The 16640-nt window shown below is 44.8% G+C and carries 16 protein-coding genes; 8 read left to right on the top strand and 8 right to left on the bottom strand.

The annotated features are described in order from the left end of the window. Positions 1-34 precede the first annotated feature (34 nt). Both MHH63_RS27285 and MHH63_RS27290 read left to right on the top strand, forming a co-directional pair. Positions 35-907, top strand: coding sequence for a hypothetical protein (locus tag MHH63_RS27285; protein ID WP_076301951.1), 873 nt, complete (start codon positions 35-37; stop codon positions 905-907). Positions 908-1194: 287 nt separating this feature from the next. After that, positions 1195-2202 carry a stalk domain-containing protein gene (locus tag MHH63_RS27290; RefSeq protein WP_341172284.1) on the top strand — a complete coding sequence of 336 codons (1008 nt, stop codon included), beginning with the start codon at positions 1195-1197 and terminating at the stop codon, positions 2200-2202. A 91-nt stretch (positions 2203-2293) separates the two neighbouring features. On the opposite strand, the gene MHH63_RS27295 is transcribed toward MHH63_RS27290, so the two are convergent. Further along, on the bottom strand, positions 2294-3736 hold the full coding sequence (locus MHH63_RS27295) for a DHA2 family efflux MFS transporter permease subunit (protein ID WP_254857093.1): 1443 nt from the start codon (positions 3734-3736) through the stop codon (positions 2294-2296). A gap of 294 nt (positions 3737-4030) precedes the next feature. On the opposite strand from MHH63_RS27295, the gene MHH63_RS27300 reads away from it, so the two are divergent. Continuing rightward, positions 4031-4612 (top strand): TetR/AcrR family transcriptional regulator, encoded by a 582-nt coding sequence (locus MHH63_RS27300; protein WP_076301949.1) that lies wholly within the window; start codon positions 4031-4033, stop codon positions 4610-4612. Between the two features lie 99 nt (positions 4613-4711). Here the strand turns inward: MHH63_RS27300 and MHH63_RS27305 are convergent, their stop codons facing one another. The 3 genes from MHH63_RS27305 to MHH63_RS27315 are packed head-to-tail and all read right to left on the bottom strand — an operon-like array spanning position 4712 to position 7736. Further along, positions 4712-5983, bottom strand: coding sequence for an ABC transporter substrate-binding protein (locus MHH63_RS27305; protein ID WP_143763921.1), 1272 nt, complete (start codon positions 5981-5983; stop codon positions 4712-4714). Positions 5984-6015: 32 nt separating this feature from the next. Next, entirely contained in the window at positions 6016-6855 is an 840-nt protein-coding gene (locus tag MHH63_RS27310; RefSeq protein ID WP_036675762.1) for a carbohydrate ABC transporter permease, read from the bottom strand. Next, positions 6855-7736: a carbohydrate ABC transporter permease gene (locus MHH63_RS27315; RefSeq protein WP_076301947.1), complete on the bottom strand. Its 882-nt coding sequence runs from the start codon at positions 7734-7736 to the stop codon at positions 6855-6857. Before MHH63_RS27315 ends, MHH63_RS27310 begins: the two co-directional genes overlap by 1 nt. Positions 7737-7861: 125 nt before the next feature. On the opposite strand from MHH63_RS27315, the gene MHH63_RS27320 reads away from it, so the two are divergent. Genes MHH63_RS27320 through MHH63_RS27330 form a run of 3 tightly spaced genes read left to right on the top strand, consistent with a single transcriptional unit; the run spans position 7862 to position 9423 of the window. After that, entirely contained in the window at positions 7862-8197 is a 336-nt protein-coding gene (locus MHH63_RS27320; RefSeq protein ID WP_248547728.1) for a hypothetical protein, read from the top strand. 57 nt (positions 8198-8254) lie between these two features. After that, positions 8255-8725, top strand: coding sequence for a VOC family protein (locus MHH63_RS27325; protein WP_248547727.1), 471 nt, complete (start codon positions 8255-8257; stop codon positions 8723-8725). Beyond that, complete coding sequence (locus MHH63_RS27330) at positions 8725-9423, top strand: SDR family oxidoreductase (protein WP_341172285.1); 699 nt, start codon at positions 8725-8727, stop codon at positions 9421-9423. Before MHH63_RS27325 ends, MHH63_RS27330 begins: the two co-directional genes overlap by 1 nt. Positions 9424-9508: 85 nt before the next feature. Here MHH63_RS27330 and MHH63_RS27335 read toward each other — a convergent pair whose 3' ends face one another. The 4 genes from MHH63_RS27335 to MHH63_RS27350 form a co-directional block, all read right to left on the bottom strand. Next, on the bottom strand, positions 9509-10516 hold the full coding sequence (locus MHH63_RS27335; RefSeq protein ID WP_341172286.1) for a FecCD family ABC transporter permease: 1008 nt from the start codon (positions 10514-10516) through the stop codon (positions 9509-9511). After that, positions 10513-11520 carry a FecCD family ABC transporter permease gene (locus tag MHH63_RS27340; protein ID WP_341172287.1) on the bottom strand — a complete coding sequence of 336 codons (1008 nt, stop codon included), beginning with the start codon at positions 11518-11520 and terminating at the stop codon, positions 10513-10515. Before MHH63_RS27340 ends, MHH63_RS27335 begins: the two co-directional genes overlap by 4 nt. A gap of 5 nt (positions 11521-11525) precedes the next feature. Then, positions 11526-12473: an iron-hydroxamate ABC transporter substrate-binding protein gene (locus MHH63_RS27345; RefSeq protein WP_341172288.1), complete on the bottom strand. Its 948-nt coding sequence runs from the start codon at positions 12471-12473 to the stop codon at positions 11526-11528. A 170-nt stretch (positions 12474-12643) separates the two neighbouring features. Further along, positions 12644-14296, bottom strand: a complete 1653-nt coding sequence (locus tag MHH63_RS27350) for a helix-turn-helix domain-containing protein (protein WP_076279579.1) — start codon at positions 14294-14296, stop codon at positions 12644-12646. Between the two features lie 223 nt (positions 14297-14519). On the opposite strand from MHH63_RS27350, the gene MHH63_RS27355 reads away from it, so the two are divergent. Next, positions 14520-15353 (top strand): metallophosphoesterase family protein, encoded by an 834-nt coding sequence (locus MHH63_RS27355; RefSeq protein ID WP_076220365.1) that lies wholly within the window; start codon positions 14520-14522, stop codon positions 15351-15353. Between the two features lie 180 nt (positions 15354-15533). Further along, a complete protein-coding gene (locus tag MHH63_RS27360) occupies positions 15534-16601 on the top strand; it encodes a serine hydrolase domain-containing protein (RefSeq protein ID WP_076193439.1) in 1068 nt (355 codons plus the stop codon). The last annotated feature ends 39 nt before the right edge of the window (positions 16602-16640 follow it).

A 16640-nucleotide genomic window follows, 5' to 3' on the forward strand; every position in this document is an offset into this window, starting at 1 on the left:
GAGTACTACATATACAGGAAGGTGAGGTATTTTAATGAATAATAGAAAAACACTCATTGCCATGACCAGTATGACCCTAATGTTCGGTTTAGGTTATGGCTTCAAAGGAGAAGCTTACGCCGAGAAGTCTGTTGCTCAGTCTGTGGAAGAAACCGCCATTAAGGCGGAAGTCAAATATATAGCTCAGGGCATCGATGAAGCTGCCAAAGCGAAAACAGATCAGGAACAAAAAAAATTCAAAAATCTCAAAGATCTGCAGCAGAAAGCATTAAGTGAAGAGCTTAAACCTGGAGAAATCAGATATGTGTATATTAATGACAAGGAATATCAAGCCTATGCTAAGGGATCACCCACTGCGGGTGCATATTATTCCCTTTCGTTTAATACGTATAATGAATATGTGGAAAGGTATGCTGCCGGCAATACCTCCATGCCACTGCAATTGCAAGAGCCTCCGGAAGGCTACAATTTTTTCAGGGCAATTGTTTCTCCATATATGACGAAAAAAGAACAGGATAAGATATACTATCAAGTGATCGCCGAGGGTAAGGCGTCCGATAAGAAAATCTATGTAAAGAAATTGCAGGAGAAGCGTACGGCTATCAACATCATCTATAATATGACCACAGAGAAAAATGGTAAAAGAGGAGTTCTTGCCATCGCTGCCGAACCTGCAGGACCAAAGGATACGACTGTTGAATCCGAACCAGCAAATGCACAGTCGCAGAAGCTAAAAGTGAGTGGCCAAGAGGTGGTATACACACCTATTGATAAGATGGAGTACAAGTCAGTTGCATGGATGAATCCAAAGACCCGTGTCAATTATATTATTCGGGAAACCGGTGGACATCTGACCAAGGAGGATTTGATTGCTTTGGCAGGACAGATCATTGAAGCTTCGGCGTAGAATGATTCTAAGAGACTTACTAATACATTTGATCAAGGCAGCCCCCAGGGCTGCTTTTTGATTTGAGTATAAAGATTTATAGTATTCATGCTATTTAGGAGATTAGAAGTGAAATGTGGCGTTGGGCAATGGAAATGTGTCTTTTTTAAGTATTCACAAATAAAGAACGAATATCCTATCATTCCAATATTTACAAAATTCGATATAAAGTGATATAATTTTCGAGATTCATATACATAAACATGAAAGAAGAGTGTAAGATGCTAAAGGTAACAAGCAAAAAAGTCATGTCAATTATTACAGTTAGCTCAATGCTGTTGGCTGTGGGTGCAGTCGCTTATGCAGACACGACATTGAAGAAGATTTCTGCATATCAGAATGCGGCCATCAGCATTGAAGTGGATAATCAGAAAGTGAACCTGTCAAGTAGTGAAGGAACAATGTACCCAATTATCTATGAGGGACATAGCTATGTATCCGCCAAGGCTGTATCTGAAGCACTGGGGGCAACCGTGAAATGGGATAACAGTCGTCAAGCTGTTGTGATCACATCGGCGAACGGCGGAACATCTACATCCGTTGTCCCGGATAAGGACAATACTGTTGCACAAGCTACTGCGAAGCCTGCAACCGTATCTACTCCGCCTGCAACCGTATCTACTCCGCCTGCAACCGAGTCCACTCCGCAAGCAACACCAAAGCCTGCTGCATCATCTTCCGCTACGACTTCCAGTAACAGCGGCGCTTCGTTTGCAGATGCAGTGAAGTTGGGTACTTCTTTTACTTATACGGACCTTGATAACAATTATAGCCCTAAGGGTGATTCAACATCTGCTCAATATACTTTCACTATCAATAAGGTTACGTCGACTACTCTCGGACAATTACATGCTCTTGGGTTTGAGGAACATGTCACTGATCCCGATGTAGCTGTAGATTATGTCCTGCTTGATGTAACGCTTAAGGTGAAAAACGCCACTCTTGTAAAAGGTAGTGAGGACCAAGGGCGGAAGTTCCTTTCAAGTTTTACACCTACCATTTGGGGGGTAGAAACATCCAGTGGACAATACTATATTGGTGGCTCTAGTGATTATTTTGAGGGATCCCTCGGAGAAAATATCGAAAAGCTGTTGGCTGATTTTCCTGAAGTCACCCCAAGTAAACCGGGTTCTTTTGAAGCTTCGGGTAAAGTTGTTCTGCCAATAATCAAAGGCAAGGAGAACACCCTTATTCTTTATAGAAACGATAGTAAGCTTGAGTCCGACAAAAGATCCATCTATTTTAAACTGAAATAGTTATGCAAGTTAGCAGAAAAAGAGATCAACGATGTTATTCATCGTTGATCTCTTTTTTTATGAGGCTTACACAGTGCTGATAACTTTTATATCAAGCTTCTTTGGCAATGATTTTTTTGAGCTTCACCTTGGGTTCTTGCTCAGGGTCAGGCGCTTGCCCAACACGTTTAATAAAGAAAGATAGCAGCAGACCGAGGATACCAATTCCCACAATCACTAGATAGGAATCATTGATCCCTTGAATGGATGCTTCCATAATCATATGTTCCTGTGTTCCGTTCTGTGTACTGCCAGAGGCTAGCATATCCTTCATATGCGTTGTAGTACGGCTTGTCATTACGGTGACGAGCAGGGAAGTCCCAACGGCGCCAGCTACTTGTCGAATGGTATTCGAAATCGCTGTACCATGCGCACTAAGCTTGGCGGGGAGTTGATTTAGACCCAGAGTTTGTATAGGCATGAGGAGCAAAGCCATCCCGATCCGGCGGCCTGTTGACATGTATACCAGATACATGTAACTGGTTGAGTCTGTTAAATTTACAAAGCTTAGAGTCGTTGCAATTGTAATCAGAAGACCGATAATAGCGAGCCATTTTGCTCCGAACCGGTCGAACAGCTTGCCGGTTACCGGCATCAACAATCCCATTACGAGTGCACCAGGAAGTAGCAACAAGCCGGACTCCATCGCTGTAAAACCGCGGGCATTCTGCAGGTACAAAGGTAGCAGCATCATATCCGCATACATCACGATTGTAACTGCGATACTGATGACAGTTGTTAAGGAGAACATATTGTATTTAAAGGCCCGGAGATCAAGTAGTGGATTTTGGGAAGCCAACTGTCTCCAAGTAAACAAGCCAAGGGAAAGCACACCTGCTGCTAAAGACAATAACACTTCTGCGCTCGACCAACCCGCACTGGCAGCGCGGCTGAAGCCATACAGCAAGGTTCCAAAACCGATGGTAGAAAGAGTTACGCTAACAATGTCCAACTTGGGAAAGATGCGTTCCGATACATTTTTTAAATAAATAAATCCGCATATGATTACAATGACGGTCAAAGGAATCATGCCATAAAACATTGTCTCCCAAGAATAATGTTCCAAAATATATCCAGCCAGAGTAGGTCCAATCGCAGGTGCGAAAATGATGGCTAACCCTACCATCCCCATGGCAGCCCCTCTCTTTTCAGGAGGGAACAGGGTCAAGATGACATTCGTGAGCAGTGGCATAATAATCCCGGCACCAGCTGCCTGAATCATACGCCCGGTCAACAGAACAGGGAAGTTTGTCGCGACGGCCGATACGATCGTTCCAGCCAAAAATATAAACATAGAAGCTTGAAAAAGCTCCCGCGTCGTAAACCGTTGCATTAGATAAGCTGTAATTGGAATTAGAACACCATTAACCAGCATATACCCCGTTGTCAGCCACTGAGCTGTAGCCGCCGAGATATTAAAATCATGCATTAACTCCGGAACGGCAACGCTCATTACCGTTTGATTCAGTGTCGCAAGAAAGGCGCCCAAAATCATAATGAATAAGATGGGGCCCTTTTTCACGGAACTGCTTGTTACTTCTCTCTTTGTACTCACTCCACTCCATCCTTTCAACTCGTCGATCATGGACTAAATTTACAGTGTGTTGTATAGTTTACAATGCATGAATTAGATTATAAATGAAATTTTCATGTAATCAAGCAACAATTTGCGAAAAAATGTAAAGTAGTTTACATTCTTTGTGAAAATGTAGTTTTTTCTTTTTAAAAAACAACAATTATCTAAAATATGTAGCTTACAATATGAAAGTAAAAGATTGGAGAGTAGAAGATGAATAACACAACGCAACGTACAGATCCCCGGGTACTTCGGACGCGCCAATTGCTTAGAGATGCTGTAATTGAATTGCTTGAGGAAATGGATATTGAGAAAATATCCGTAAACCGTATTGCAGAGCGGGCTAAAATCAATCGTGTTACTTTTTATCTGCACTACCGGGATCTCCCGGATATGTTAGAAAAGATGGCGGATGAGATGGTGGAGGATATTTTACAAGTGGTGAACAACGATGGCAACCATGATGAATCGGTTGATGAAGAGAATCTGAGAATATTAGAGAGTCTGCTTAAGCATATTGCGGAAAATGCAAAATTCTACAAAGTCATACTCACATCGAAACGAAGCCCGATTTTTACAGATCGCCTGTTTAATTTGATGGCGGAAATCATTTCTGCACACCAGAAGAAAAAGGAGGGGGCCGTTGATCATTCAAAGATGCCGATACAAAAGGACATTGCCGTTTGGTACGGTTCAGCAGCTCTAATTGGCACGGTTATTTCTTGGCTCCGAGATGACATGCCCTATACGCCTGTGTATCTTGCCAGACAAATTAGCATGCTGCGTGCGAACTAGCAACGGGTTCCGACTAATGAACGGAATGGAATTAAATGAACACGGGCAAACAGCCACGCATCGTTACGCGGCTGTTTGCCCGTGTTTAGAGCAGGTAAATCACTGCACACTGAGATTATCCCAGTTGATTTGGAATTCCTTCAACATTCCTTCTTTGGTCAGCTTACCGCCGAGATACCCTTGAATGCTGCTGGATAATTCCTGTGGCATCCCGTTCGGCAGGCGGGTCCAGTTCCAAGTCAGCGCTTGATCTTTATCGGTATAAGCCAGCACCTCAGCACCTAGTGCTCCAAGATCTTCTTCGGTTCCCTTAATGTTGTCGAGCGCAGGGATGAATTGGAATTCCTTAGTGATATATTTTTTTCCGGTCTCGGAGGTGACGAGCCAATTCAGGAAGACCTTGGCCTCCTCCTTAACGGGAGAGTTTTTATTGATAACCCAATTGCTGGGTACGCCTACATAAAGCTTGTCGTTGTCTTCGGGAGTGTCGTCAATGGGCATGGGCAGGATGCCAAGGTTTAGATTGGGATCGATGCCGTCGATCTGCCCTTGTGTCCAGTTACCCTGCTGCATCATCGCAGCTTCGCCGCTCGCTAGCATAGTGACTTGTGTATTATAGTCGGTTGAGAGCGGGTTCTTATTGCCGTACTCAACAGTAAGGTCAAGTAGATCGATCCACTTGGAGAAAATAGGGTCTCCGGCGAAGGTTTTGGAACCGTCTGTAAGTCCGGCGATGAATGCCTCTGGATCAGGCTGCTGGGCGAAAGGCACGTTTACATTATGATTGCCAAGCACGAACCATTCTTGGTAACCATTCGCAAAAGGTGTGATGCCTGCCGCTTTTAACTTCTCGGAGGCTTCGCGTAGAGCGGTTAGCGTCAATGGCTTCTCAGTGATTCCGGCTTTTTTAAATAGATCCTTATTATAGATAAAGCCGTATCCTTCCAGATTCATCGGCATCCCATACAGCTTGCCATCTATAGTCATTTGTTCTGCTGCGAGTGGCTTTACATCCTTGGCCCAAGCTTCGCCGCTCAGATCCTCCAGATATTCCAGCCACATATCACGTTCATTGTTGCCGCCGATGGTAAAGATATCCGGTTCATCTCCGGAAGAGAATTTGGCACGCAGCGAGGCGCCATAATCGGTCCCGCCACCCACGCTTTGCACCTCAAGCTTAATATCGGGATGTTCTTTCTCGAATTCGGTCTTGAGCGAAGCCAGCGCTTCAGATATTTCAACCTTGAACTGGTAGATGTGTACGGTTTTGACTCCATCTGCATTGTCGCTGCTGCGTCCGCAACCGGCTGTCAGGGCAGCCAGCAGCAGGGAGCATGCGAGGAGAATTCCACGTTTTGTTCTCATATTCATTCATCCTCTCTGGCTGAAAGCAACATGTATCATTAGCCCTTCACGGAGCCCTGGGCAATGCCTTCAATAATATATTTTTGCATCACTAGGAAAAAGATGACCACCGGCGTAATCCCGAGTACAAGTCCTGGAAGCGCCAAATCCCACTGCTTCGTATATTGTCCGAAAAAGCTATAAGTGGCGATGGGAATGGTGCGAAGCACCGGATCCTGCAGAATAAGCGATGGCATCAAGTAATCATTCCAGATCCACAGGGTATTCAGTATGATGACGGTGACGATAATCGGCTGCATAAGCGGAAGTACAATCCGGAAAAAGGTACCATAAGGACTGCTGCCATCTACTCTTGAGGCCTCCTCGATATCGAGAGGTACCGATTTAACGAAGCCGTGGAATAGAAAAACAGTCATCGGGGCGCCAAACCCAAGATATGCTAAAATCAAACCGGCGGTTGAATCCATGACGCCCAAACCGCTGACGACCTGCACCAGCGGAATCATAATAGATTGAAATGGAATAACCATGGCGGCTACTAATGCAATATAGAGCACACGGTTATACAAGCTGTTGTTGCGGACCATTTTGTAAGCGCACATAGAGCAGAGGAACGCTAGCAGAATATTACTAATCACCGTGATGATAAAAGAGTTCAGGAAGGCGCGAGGGAAATTGGTAGCTTTCCAAGCTTCCGCGTAGTTGCTCCACTGGAGTGCTGAAGGCAGCGCAGCAGAGTCAGAAAGTATTTCACTATAGCTTTTCACTGAGTTAGCCAGTAAAAAGTAAAAGGGCACTAAAAATAGAAGTCCCAGCAGGATTACAATCACTTCGATGAGAAGCAGGGGGACATTAAATTTCTTGGCGGTAGTCTCCATTACAGCTCCACCTCTCTTTTCTTGGTTGCTCTAACCTGTAGTAGGGAGATCACGGCCACGATGACGAAGAAAACCATCGCTTTAGCCGAGCCCATTCCGAACCGGCTGATGGTATAGGCTTCATTGTAAATATTCAAGGCTACAGATTCGGTAGCTTTAAAGGGTCCACCTTTGGTCAGCGACAGGTTGAGGTCAAACAGCTTAAAGGACCAGGAGATAGATAGAAATAGACAAACAGTTACAGCGGGCATGACCAGTGGAAGAGTGACATGGCGCAAGGCCTGAAAACGTCCGGCTCCATCCACTTTGGACGCTTCAATTAGGCTTTGGGGAACATTGTTGATAGCAGAGATGTAGATCACCATCAGATATCCCGCATTTTGCCAGACAAATACGATAACAATCGCCCAGAATGCTGTTCCTCCGGTGCCTAGCCAGGGAAGATTAAAGAAGGACCAGCCGGTGGCCTGCCCGATAGAGGAGAATCCTCTGACAAAAATAAACTGCCAAATAAACCCGAGCAAAAGTCCGCCAATCACATGCGGTACAAAAAATACAGTTCTCAGGACATTGCGTGTGAACAGTTTGCGCGTCAACACATAAGCGAGTGCGAAGCCAAGCAGATTGGTCAGCACTAGACCGAAGAAAGTGAACTTCGCCGTGAACCAGAATGAATTAAGAAAGGAAGGATCCTTGGTGAAAATATGTAGATAGTTCCGTAGTCCGGTCCACTCGACATGCCGCGAGATTCCGTTCCAGTTGGTAAATGAATAATAGAGTCCCAAAAAGAAAGGAATCAGCACAATAATAAAGAAAAACAAGGAAGTTGGCCCGACAAAAATAAACTGCTGCATCAGGCGTGATCTTTTTCTATGGTCCATCGTTCCTCACCCCTTTTGTTAATTTAAACTTTTCATTCTATAACCGAATTGGTGATTAACCGAAACAAACAGTAATATAACGCACCAAGTATTCTTAACGAGTTGCGGCATCGGGAGAGGCAAAAATGCCTTTGATAGCGCCGAAAGTGTGCGATTTGGAGAAAAGAGAGGTAAAAATGCCTTTGATAGCGCCGAAAGTGTGCGATTTGGAGAAAAGAGAGGTAAAAATGCCTTTGATAGCGCCGAAAGTGTGCGGTTTGGAGAAAAGAGAGGTAAAAATGCCTTTGATAGCGCCGAAAGTGTGTGAGTTGGAGAAAAGAGAGGCAAAAATGCCTTTGATAGCGCCGAAAGTGTGCGATTTGGAGGAAAGAGAGGCAAAAATGCCTTTGATAGCGCCGAAGTCGGCTGGACTTTCTCTGGATAATTTTCACTGGCTCGGAACGATTTCTTTTCAGGCTTGACAGCCTTTTCAAAGAATCGGTATGGTGGACTTGTCAGACAAATGGGAGGTAGGGTACATGTCAGGATGGCTGGGGAATCATTTTGTTACGCAGATTGGAATTTTGGTGAATGATGTTGAGAAGGTAAGCGCGGCTTATGCGGAGTTTTTTGGACTGGAAAAGCCGGAAATTATCGTTACAGATACAGAAGATAAAGCGCAGACTCGGTATAATGGCGAGGCGACGGTGGCGCGGGGGAAGTTGGCTTTTTTTGATATGGGCTCCCTGCAGCTTGAACTGATTGAGCCAGATCAGCAGCCCAGTACGTGGCGTGATTATTTGAATGAGCATGGTGAGGGACCTCATCATATTGCTTTTGTGGTTGAAGGAATGAAGGAGAAGATTATGCTGCTCGAAGGCAAAGGGTTCCCACTCCAGCAAAAGGGTGAGTATACCGGGGGGCGTTATGCTTATATGGACACGTTCAAGGAGTTAAAGGTGATTGTGGAGCTGCTGGAGAACGATAAGGATAAAGGAGAGGATGTATAGTGAATATTCTAATTACTGGTGCCGGACGTGGACTAGGTTATGAGCTGGCGGCCGAGGCATTGAAGCGGGGGCATGGGGTCATTGCCGGGGTTCGCCGTCCCGATCAGGAACAAACAGCACTATCCCAGCTTGCTGCGACCTACGGGGAGAAGCTGACGGTGGCCCAGCTAGACGTGACGGACGAAGAAGGAATCGCGGCGTTAGCTGCAAATCTGCAAGGACAAGGCCGGACACTTGGTACCATTATCAATAATGCGGCAATACTGACTGCAAGGGACACACAGATTGAAGAGCTGGATTTCCAAGATATGCTTACCACGATGGATATTAATCTTTATGGACCGATGCGAGTGGTTAAGCATTTCTTGCCGCTACTCACTGAACCCGAGCTTTCGATCATCAACATATCGTCGGAAGCAGGCAGCATTACTAATGCTTATTCCGGAGACTATCCTTATTCCATCTCCAAAACGGCACTTAATATGTTCTCACAGCAGCTGCATGTATATTTAAAAGAACGCGGGGTACAAGTACTCGGCGTACATCCCGGCTGGATGCATACGGATATGGGCGGGGCAGAGGCGCCAACGAATCCAACCCAAAGTGCTGAGGGCATCATGGACTTGATCGAGAAGCGGACTATACCGGAAGGTCAATTCATGTTTGTAGACTATACGGGTAAGGATATGAAGATTTAATAATGAGTGTTCTAACTAAAAGAAGTAACTCAATAGCCATTCATGGCTTCTGAGTTACCTCTTTTTGATTTTTCTATATGCTTATTTATTTCTTAATCAATAAATAAGCGAAATAAGGTACGCCGATCAACGCTACCATGATCCCAGCCGGGATGCCATCAGGGGAGACTAGATTGCGGCCAACGGTGTCCGCGATCAGAAGCAACCAGCCACCCAGCAATACTGCGACGGGAATAAACATCTGATTGCGCGGACCGACCAACGATTTCGCAATATGTGGTGCCATCAATCCGATAAAAGCGATTCCACCTGTTACGGATACCGCGGAGGCGGCAGCTGCGACGGCGACAAGAATCAGGACAATACGTTCGCGCTCCAGATTCAGACCGACACCAATGGCTGATACCTCACTCAGACTGAGCAGATTGAGTCGCAGCGATTTGTACAGGGTAAAGGGAACTAGCAGCAATAACCAAGGCAGTAAAGCCCAGATGAAGGGCCAATCTGTACCCCAAATATTCCCGGCAATCCATTTTGCGATAAAATCAACTTTGGCACGATCTGCGGATGAAATGATTACGATCATAACTCCCGACAGCGCTAGGGAAAATCCGACCCCGACCAAAACTAGCCGAATAGGATCAAGCCCTCTAGTCCGACTATATGAAAAAAGATAAATTAATGCTGCCGTAATTATAGCCCCTATAAAAGCAACCAGCGGCAACGCATAAATGAAGGATCCAACGCTAACCGGGAAATAGAGAAAAAATACAGCGACAGCCACACCTGCCCCGGAGTTAATCCCAATAATACCGGGGTCTGCTAGATCGTTTCGGGTAACACTTTGCAGAATCGACCCAGATAAGGCCAAGGCCATTCCTGCCAGTAGCGTAATTAGGATACGTGGCAGTCTTACAGAAAATAATACAAAGTCCTCTTTAAAGGTTCCATGACCGAAGAGAACGGGAAGCAGCCTGTCAAAAGACAGGGAAGAGTAGCCGATTCCCATACTGGCAATAGCCGTAAGCAGGATCAGTCCGGTGCATACCCACAGGATAAGACGTTGTTTTCGTACTGGAGCAGAGGAAATCATGAGAGTGTTTGACCTCCTTTACGAACAACGAACAAAAAGAAAGGCAGTCCTAGCATAGCCACGACAGCAACTATCGGCGTTTCATAAGGGGCATGGATTGTACGTCCAATGGTATCCGCAAGTAGCATGAAGGATGCCCCAGTGAATACTGAAATCGGCAGAATATAGCGGTAGTCGGTGCCGACTATTTTACGGACAATATGCGGAATCATTAGTCCTACAAAAGCCATGTCCCCAATTAGAGCGACCGATGCGCCAGTCAGCAGAATAATGAGCGTGAACAGAATCCCTTTAACCAAAATAAGGTTTTGTCCTAATCCGATCGCTACCTCGTCACTCAAACTAAGAATAGTCAGCTGGTTAGAAAATATTAATGCCACCACGATTCCGATGAGGATCACAGGTGCAATGGCCTGAAGCTGGCCCCAAGTTGTGCCGATAAGCCCACCGGCAGTCCACATGGATACATCTTTGGATATCTTGAAGGCAATGCTGACACCACTTGCGATAGCATATAGGAATGCAGATACCGCAGCACCAGCGAGTACGATACGGATCGGAGACAAGCCACCTTGGCGCACGGAGCCGAGAATAAGAACCAGAACGGCTCCCAGAGCAGCGCCGAAGAAGCAAGCAATCGTGGTGCCAAAATAGTTCAGCCCCGGCATAAATACGAAGGTAAGCGCCAGTGCCATATTAGCTCCTGAAGTTAACCCCAGCAGGCCGGGATCGGCTAACGGATTGCGCGTAACTCCTTGCATAATAGCACCGGATACGGCAAAGGCGGCGCCGATCAGCATGGCGGCCAGTTCACGCGGCAGCCTGATCTCACGAAGAATGAGGACATTGTCTGCCGTTGAACTTGAAGTGATGGCAAGCCACAGATCATGGAAGGTGGTTTCTTTAGCCCCGAATAACATCGCGATCACGAGGCAAATAACCATTACCAGCACGCTACCAAGCAGCTTATAAAAGAATGGAATGGAAGTTTGCTTCGTAGTCATCTTTATTATTTTCCTAGAAAGCTTTTTTCAAAGAATTCCAGTTGATATTCTAAGCTAAGCGGATCGTTAAAATAGAATGCTTTGGCATCAGCTTCGTAAACATGATTATTTTTGACAGCAGGGATGCTCTTGTAGATTTCTGTATCCTGGAAGGAATTATCTTCATCCGCATTTTTACTGAAAATAACGTAATCGCCTAGATAATCCTTCAGCACTTCTGTTGAGAGGGCCACGTAACCATCTGTTTTGGTGCCTTCCTTTACTGTCTCCGGCATACCGAGCTTGAAGTCCCCATAGAGGAGTTCAGTTCCGCGGCCAAAGTTATACCCGTATACATACAATTGCTTATTGAAGGTTTCAATGACAGAGACAGTTGCATCCTCGCCGATCTTCGCTCTGATTTCCTCACCCGCTTTTTTGGTGCGGGCACTAAATTCATCTACCCAAGCTTGGGCTTCTTTTTCTTTGTTCACCAATTTGCCGACTTCCAGCTGTTGGGTTAAGTAATCAACTTTATTATAAGTATAAGTAACCGTTGGTGCGATTTGCTTGAATTTATCGATGTTCTTAATATCGGAGAGACCGATAATCAGATCCGGCTGCAGCTCAATAATCTTCTCCAGACTTTCATCACTTACAGCTTCTACATCTTTCAATTGCTCTTCAAAGCGCGGATTGGTTTTGGACATTTCATCTACGCCTACAACAGGTACACCTAGAGCCATAACATTACCTGTTAAAAATCGAGTGAGGACAACGACACGCTGAGGATGTGTCGGAACTTCAACAGGTCCATTTTCCGATTCATAAGTAAAAGTCGCACTTTCTGACTCCGCAGCAGGAGCCGAGGATGGGCTGTTTGTAGGACTAACCTCATTCTTCGCCTGATTTCCCCCACAAGCACTAAGGGTAAGCCCTAAAATAAGTACAAACGGAATAAATATCTTTCTCATTTAAATAATTCTCCCCTTTTAATGACTATGTTTCCGTGAATAATTCCATTATTTAATGAATCCCAGGCTGCGCCATAGATTGATTATGAGAATCATTCGCATTTGTAATCATTATAGGGATCACTTATGTGCCTAACCATGCCTTTTTGTTGGAAAAAAGACTTGGACTATTATTGGCCTTCGAATAATGCAACCGCACGTCCAAGCTGCAAACGAATGGAAACTGGATTATAAGGCACCCATTCATCCAGATTAAGCAGATGGATCTTCTTGTTCTGTACAGCAGAAAGCTGGTTCCAATAAGAGGAGTGGAAGATTTCTTCACTGTGTGCAGTGGAGCCTTTTGCGTCTGGAAATACAGTGACTAACAATCGGTCACCGGCATAAGCCTCCAGCTCAGAGACGTCAATCACAAGGGAATGAAACTGGTCGCCGAGTTTATTTATTTGATCCTCAATCAAGGCAGGAGCCTTGAGACCTAGCGATTGATAGATCACATACCCAACATTTCTTGCCCCGTATACTAATAGTCCATCTGGTTTAATGACCAGAAGGGTTACAATCTCGTTAGCCACCGCGCTTTGCTGCACCACGGCCCGAGCTTCCAGCTCCTCTTGTTCAAAATCGTCCAGCCACTGCTCAGCACGTTCGCTACGGTGAATGGCACGGCCGATCAAGCGCAAGTGGTCTTTCCATCCTAGTTCCTGCCAAGAGATTTCAACAATAGGAGCGACCGCCCGCAGCTGCTCAGCGTTCAAGCCGAATTCTTCCAGATGTTGTGTGGCTGCAATAAGCAATTCAATGTTTGCTTCCAGTAATAACGCTTTTATCTGCTCAGCCGAGCTGTTCGTATGGATGAATTTCATAGACTGTGGTGGTTCCTGGTCAGAAAGATTTAAATACTCGCTGCTCTCTGAAATGGTAACTGCAGGTTCCAGGCCAAGCAGCAGCAAATGACTGGCATAGGGAGTGAGCATCACCGCTACACGTTGGAAAGGGATAAGATTATAGCCTGAAGGAGATGCGCCGGTCTGCTGCTTAAAGCGCCGACTAAGATAGAACTCATCCTTGTAGCCCACCTTTAAAGCAATTTCTCTTAGTGTGCTTGAACTATTAAGCAGTAGTTCCTTCGCTCTGTGAACTCTCAACCTGGACAGATATTCATTAGGGGTAAAGCCCGTAAATTGTTTAAATAGCGTTGAATAATGTGAACCGCTCACACCCGCAATTGCAGCTAATTGCTCACGTGATATTTTTTCACTGAAGTGATTCTCTAAGTATGTGATACTGCGTTCCATTGAGGGCTGCTCACTCACTTCAAATCTTGTTTCCTGCTGCTCCAGCAATTGAAGAAGGATCTGATGGAACAGGATCTGGTTCTGCACATGACGTATTTCACGATCTGGCAACCGGTGAAGATACAATTCCTTCATATTAGATACAATGGCTGGTTCATGAGGAAACAACAGCATATTTGAATTGGATGTCAGTTGGCTTGTCCGCGTCATAGCACTGGAGGGCAGTGCTCGTGTCTGTTCTTGAATCCGGATTGAAAGCTTATAAGCATGAAGCGGCTGCTGGCGATTTGTAATTAGAGAGGCGTAAGTATTCTCGGGGAGAAGGACGACAATGCCTTCCATTAGCTCATAAGTCTGATGATTGACCTCAAGCATACCCTTGCCAGCAGCAATAGCTAGTAGGACGGTTGAATGCTCATGAATCTGAAGTCTTGGCAGATTTGAGGTTCCATACATCGACTGAATACTATCAGCGGTATATAAAGGGAAATGGGACTCCGCCCATTCTGGGACTACGTTATTCAAATCTTAAGCCTCCGTTACCTATAATTCTATGAATGGTATTATATTCTTCACTTCTATGGGACTAATTATAACATCTCACGTTTGGGACAAGCCGCATAAATGACCACAAAGTAGAAGAGAAACTAATCTCCTAGATGAATCCATTGGTCCAAGAGTCCCTAAGGTCAAGCGAATATAAATACTACTATGATCCTTCATCCATTTTAAAAGAGGTGAATCTAAGATGAAAAGACAGGTGAAACCTAGTAGGAAAAGAAGACCTGCCTCCAGACTGCAGCCTAAACGTAGTTTAATTCTTAAAGCAAAAGCGCAAATCATTAACTTTGCGGTTATTGGTGATAGTCATGTGGGGTATGGAAACAGCTCAAGCATTTTTAGTAATCTTTTGCCTAAAGCTGTGAATAACGGGAATAAGAGATTTGTTATTTTTGGAGGAGATAATACGCAAGCGGGAGCTAATCATGGCAATAATGCGAATGCTTACTACAAGGACTTCAAGGATACGGTAACAAGCACGCTTGGGAGTATTCCTTATAAAGCATCTATAGGAAATTGGGAGGCAAGCACACAGTCCTTATTCACACAATATTTAGGTGCTGTTGAAGGTCAAATGAATTTTCCGGGTACGCAGGGGAAGGTCAAGTATGTATGGCTTAATTGTGCGCTTGGACGGTTTACTCCGGGTAGTATAAATTTGTTGAGAAATTTAGATGATAGTTTTTATTATATTATAGATTTTCATTGGCCTCTCAAAGTAAGTGGGATTACGGTGGACCCAACCCATGTATTAAGCGCATCGGAGACGAATAAGTTTTTTTCATCCATTCCTACAAAAGTGAGAGATAAGGTGTTAGCTATTTTTACGCATCATGGACATCTGTTTTACCGAAAGCTTAGTAATATATATCCCGGTTACAACAAAACTAAATTTTTCGTATGCGGATGTTCGGGGGAATATAAATGCAAAACAAATGGCGATCGGGGTTATTACAATGCCACATTATCCATCAACGGGACAACATTTAATGTGGATGCTTTTAAGGTAGCGGTAACTTAGCAAAAACTAAGCTGAAGCTGATTTTCGGGAGAAACCGGGGTCAGCTTTAGTTTTTTTAGCAAATAGCTAATAGAAACTCAACAATTCAGTCACAGGATAATAGTAAACTAGCAGGATTATTTAATATATTTGTATAATAGTTTATATATGTATTAAATGAATCATATTGGAGGGCTACCGATGAGAGGGTTAGTATTTAATTCTTTAGAACAGGCGGGTGTCTCGGCTTTTGGTGTGGAGCGCATTCGTACAGCCGCCGCACAAATGGTTGAAGACAATATCACACCTGCGCAAGTTATTGTTGCTGCGAGAAAGGGGACGCTGCTGGTCCATCAAGCGAATGGGAAATTCGGACCTGAAGCAGACGCAGCAGATTTAACAGCGGATGCTATATTTCCACTCTGTTCCATCACAAAACTATTTACTGCAACCGCTATTATGATGTTAGTGGAACAAGGGAAAGTGGGCCTAAACAGGCCGGTTTCTGATTACATCCCCGAATTTACAGGGGAGAACAAAACAAAAGTATGCGTACATCATTTGTTGACACATACCTCTGGAATTGAGGTTAATGGTGGTTATGATGCACCACTAAGCCACGAGCCAGGTACTGTGATGTCTTACTGTGGATATGGTTATGAGCTGTTGGGTGAAATTATACGGCGAGTTAGTGGACAAGCTTATGATGTATTCGTAAAGGAAACTATTTTTAAACCGCTTGGAATGGAAAATACATATTATCGTGTGCCAATGGAAGTGCGGAACAGAGTAGTTAGACGTGCCCCTGAGGCAGCATGCGCGGAATGGGTAGACAGTGAATACAATTTGAATTCTGTATCTGCGGGGGGCGGCGCTTACTCAACGGCTATGGATTTGGCTGTTTTTGGCCAGATGTTCCTTAACGGCGGAATTTATAACGGAGTACGATTGCTTAGTCCGGTAACAGTAAAAGAAATGACCCGCAATCAAATTCCAGGCGTATCCTCACAATATAGAGACGAAGTTTTCCCTGAAGCGTACTGGGGGTACGGATGGGCGATTAATGGCACGAAGCGTGACGGCGGAGATCTGCTCTCTGCAGATGCCTATTCACACTGGGGAGCGGCAGGTCCTTTCCTCTGCGTGGATCCGATTTATCAGACAGTGACGGTTCATTTATCCGTAGAGCTGGATCACCAGAAGCCATTTAAAAATATGTATGTTGATTACTTCAACAATACTGTTCTTGCAGCAATCACAGAGCTGTGATGTCAGCTGCTATTTTCATATCCATTTTGAATTTTTGTT

Origin of the sequence: Paenibacillus sp. FSL H3-0310, assembly GCF_038002785.1 — a bacterium.
Taxonomy (GTDB): domain Bacteria; phylum Bacillota; class Bacilli; order Paenibacillales; family Paenibacillaceae; genus Paenibacillus_AQ; species Paenibacillus_AQ odorifer.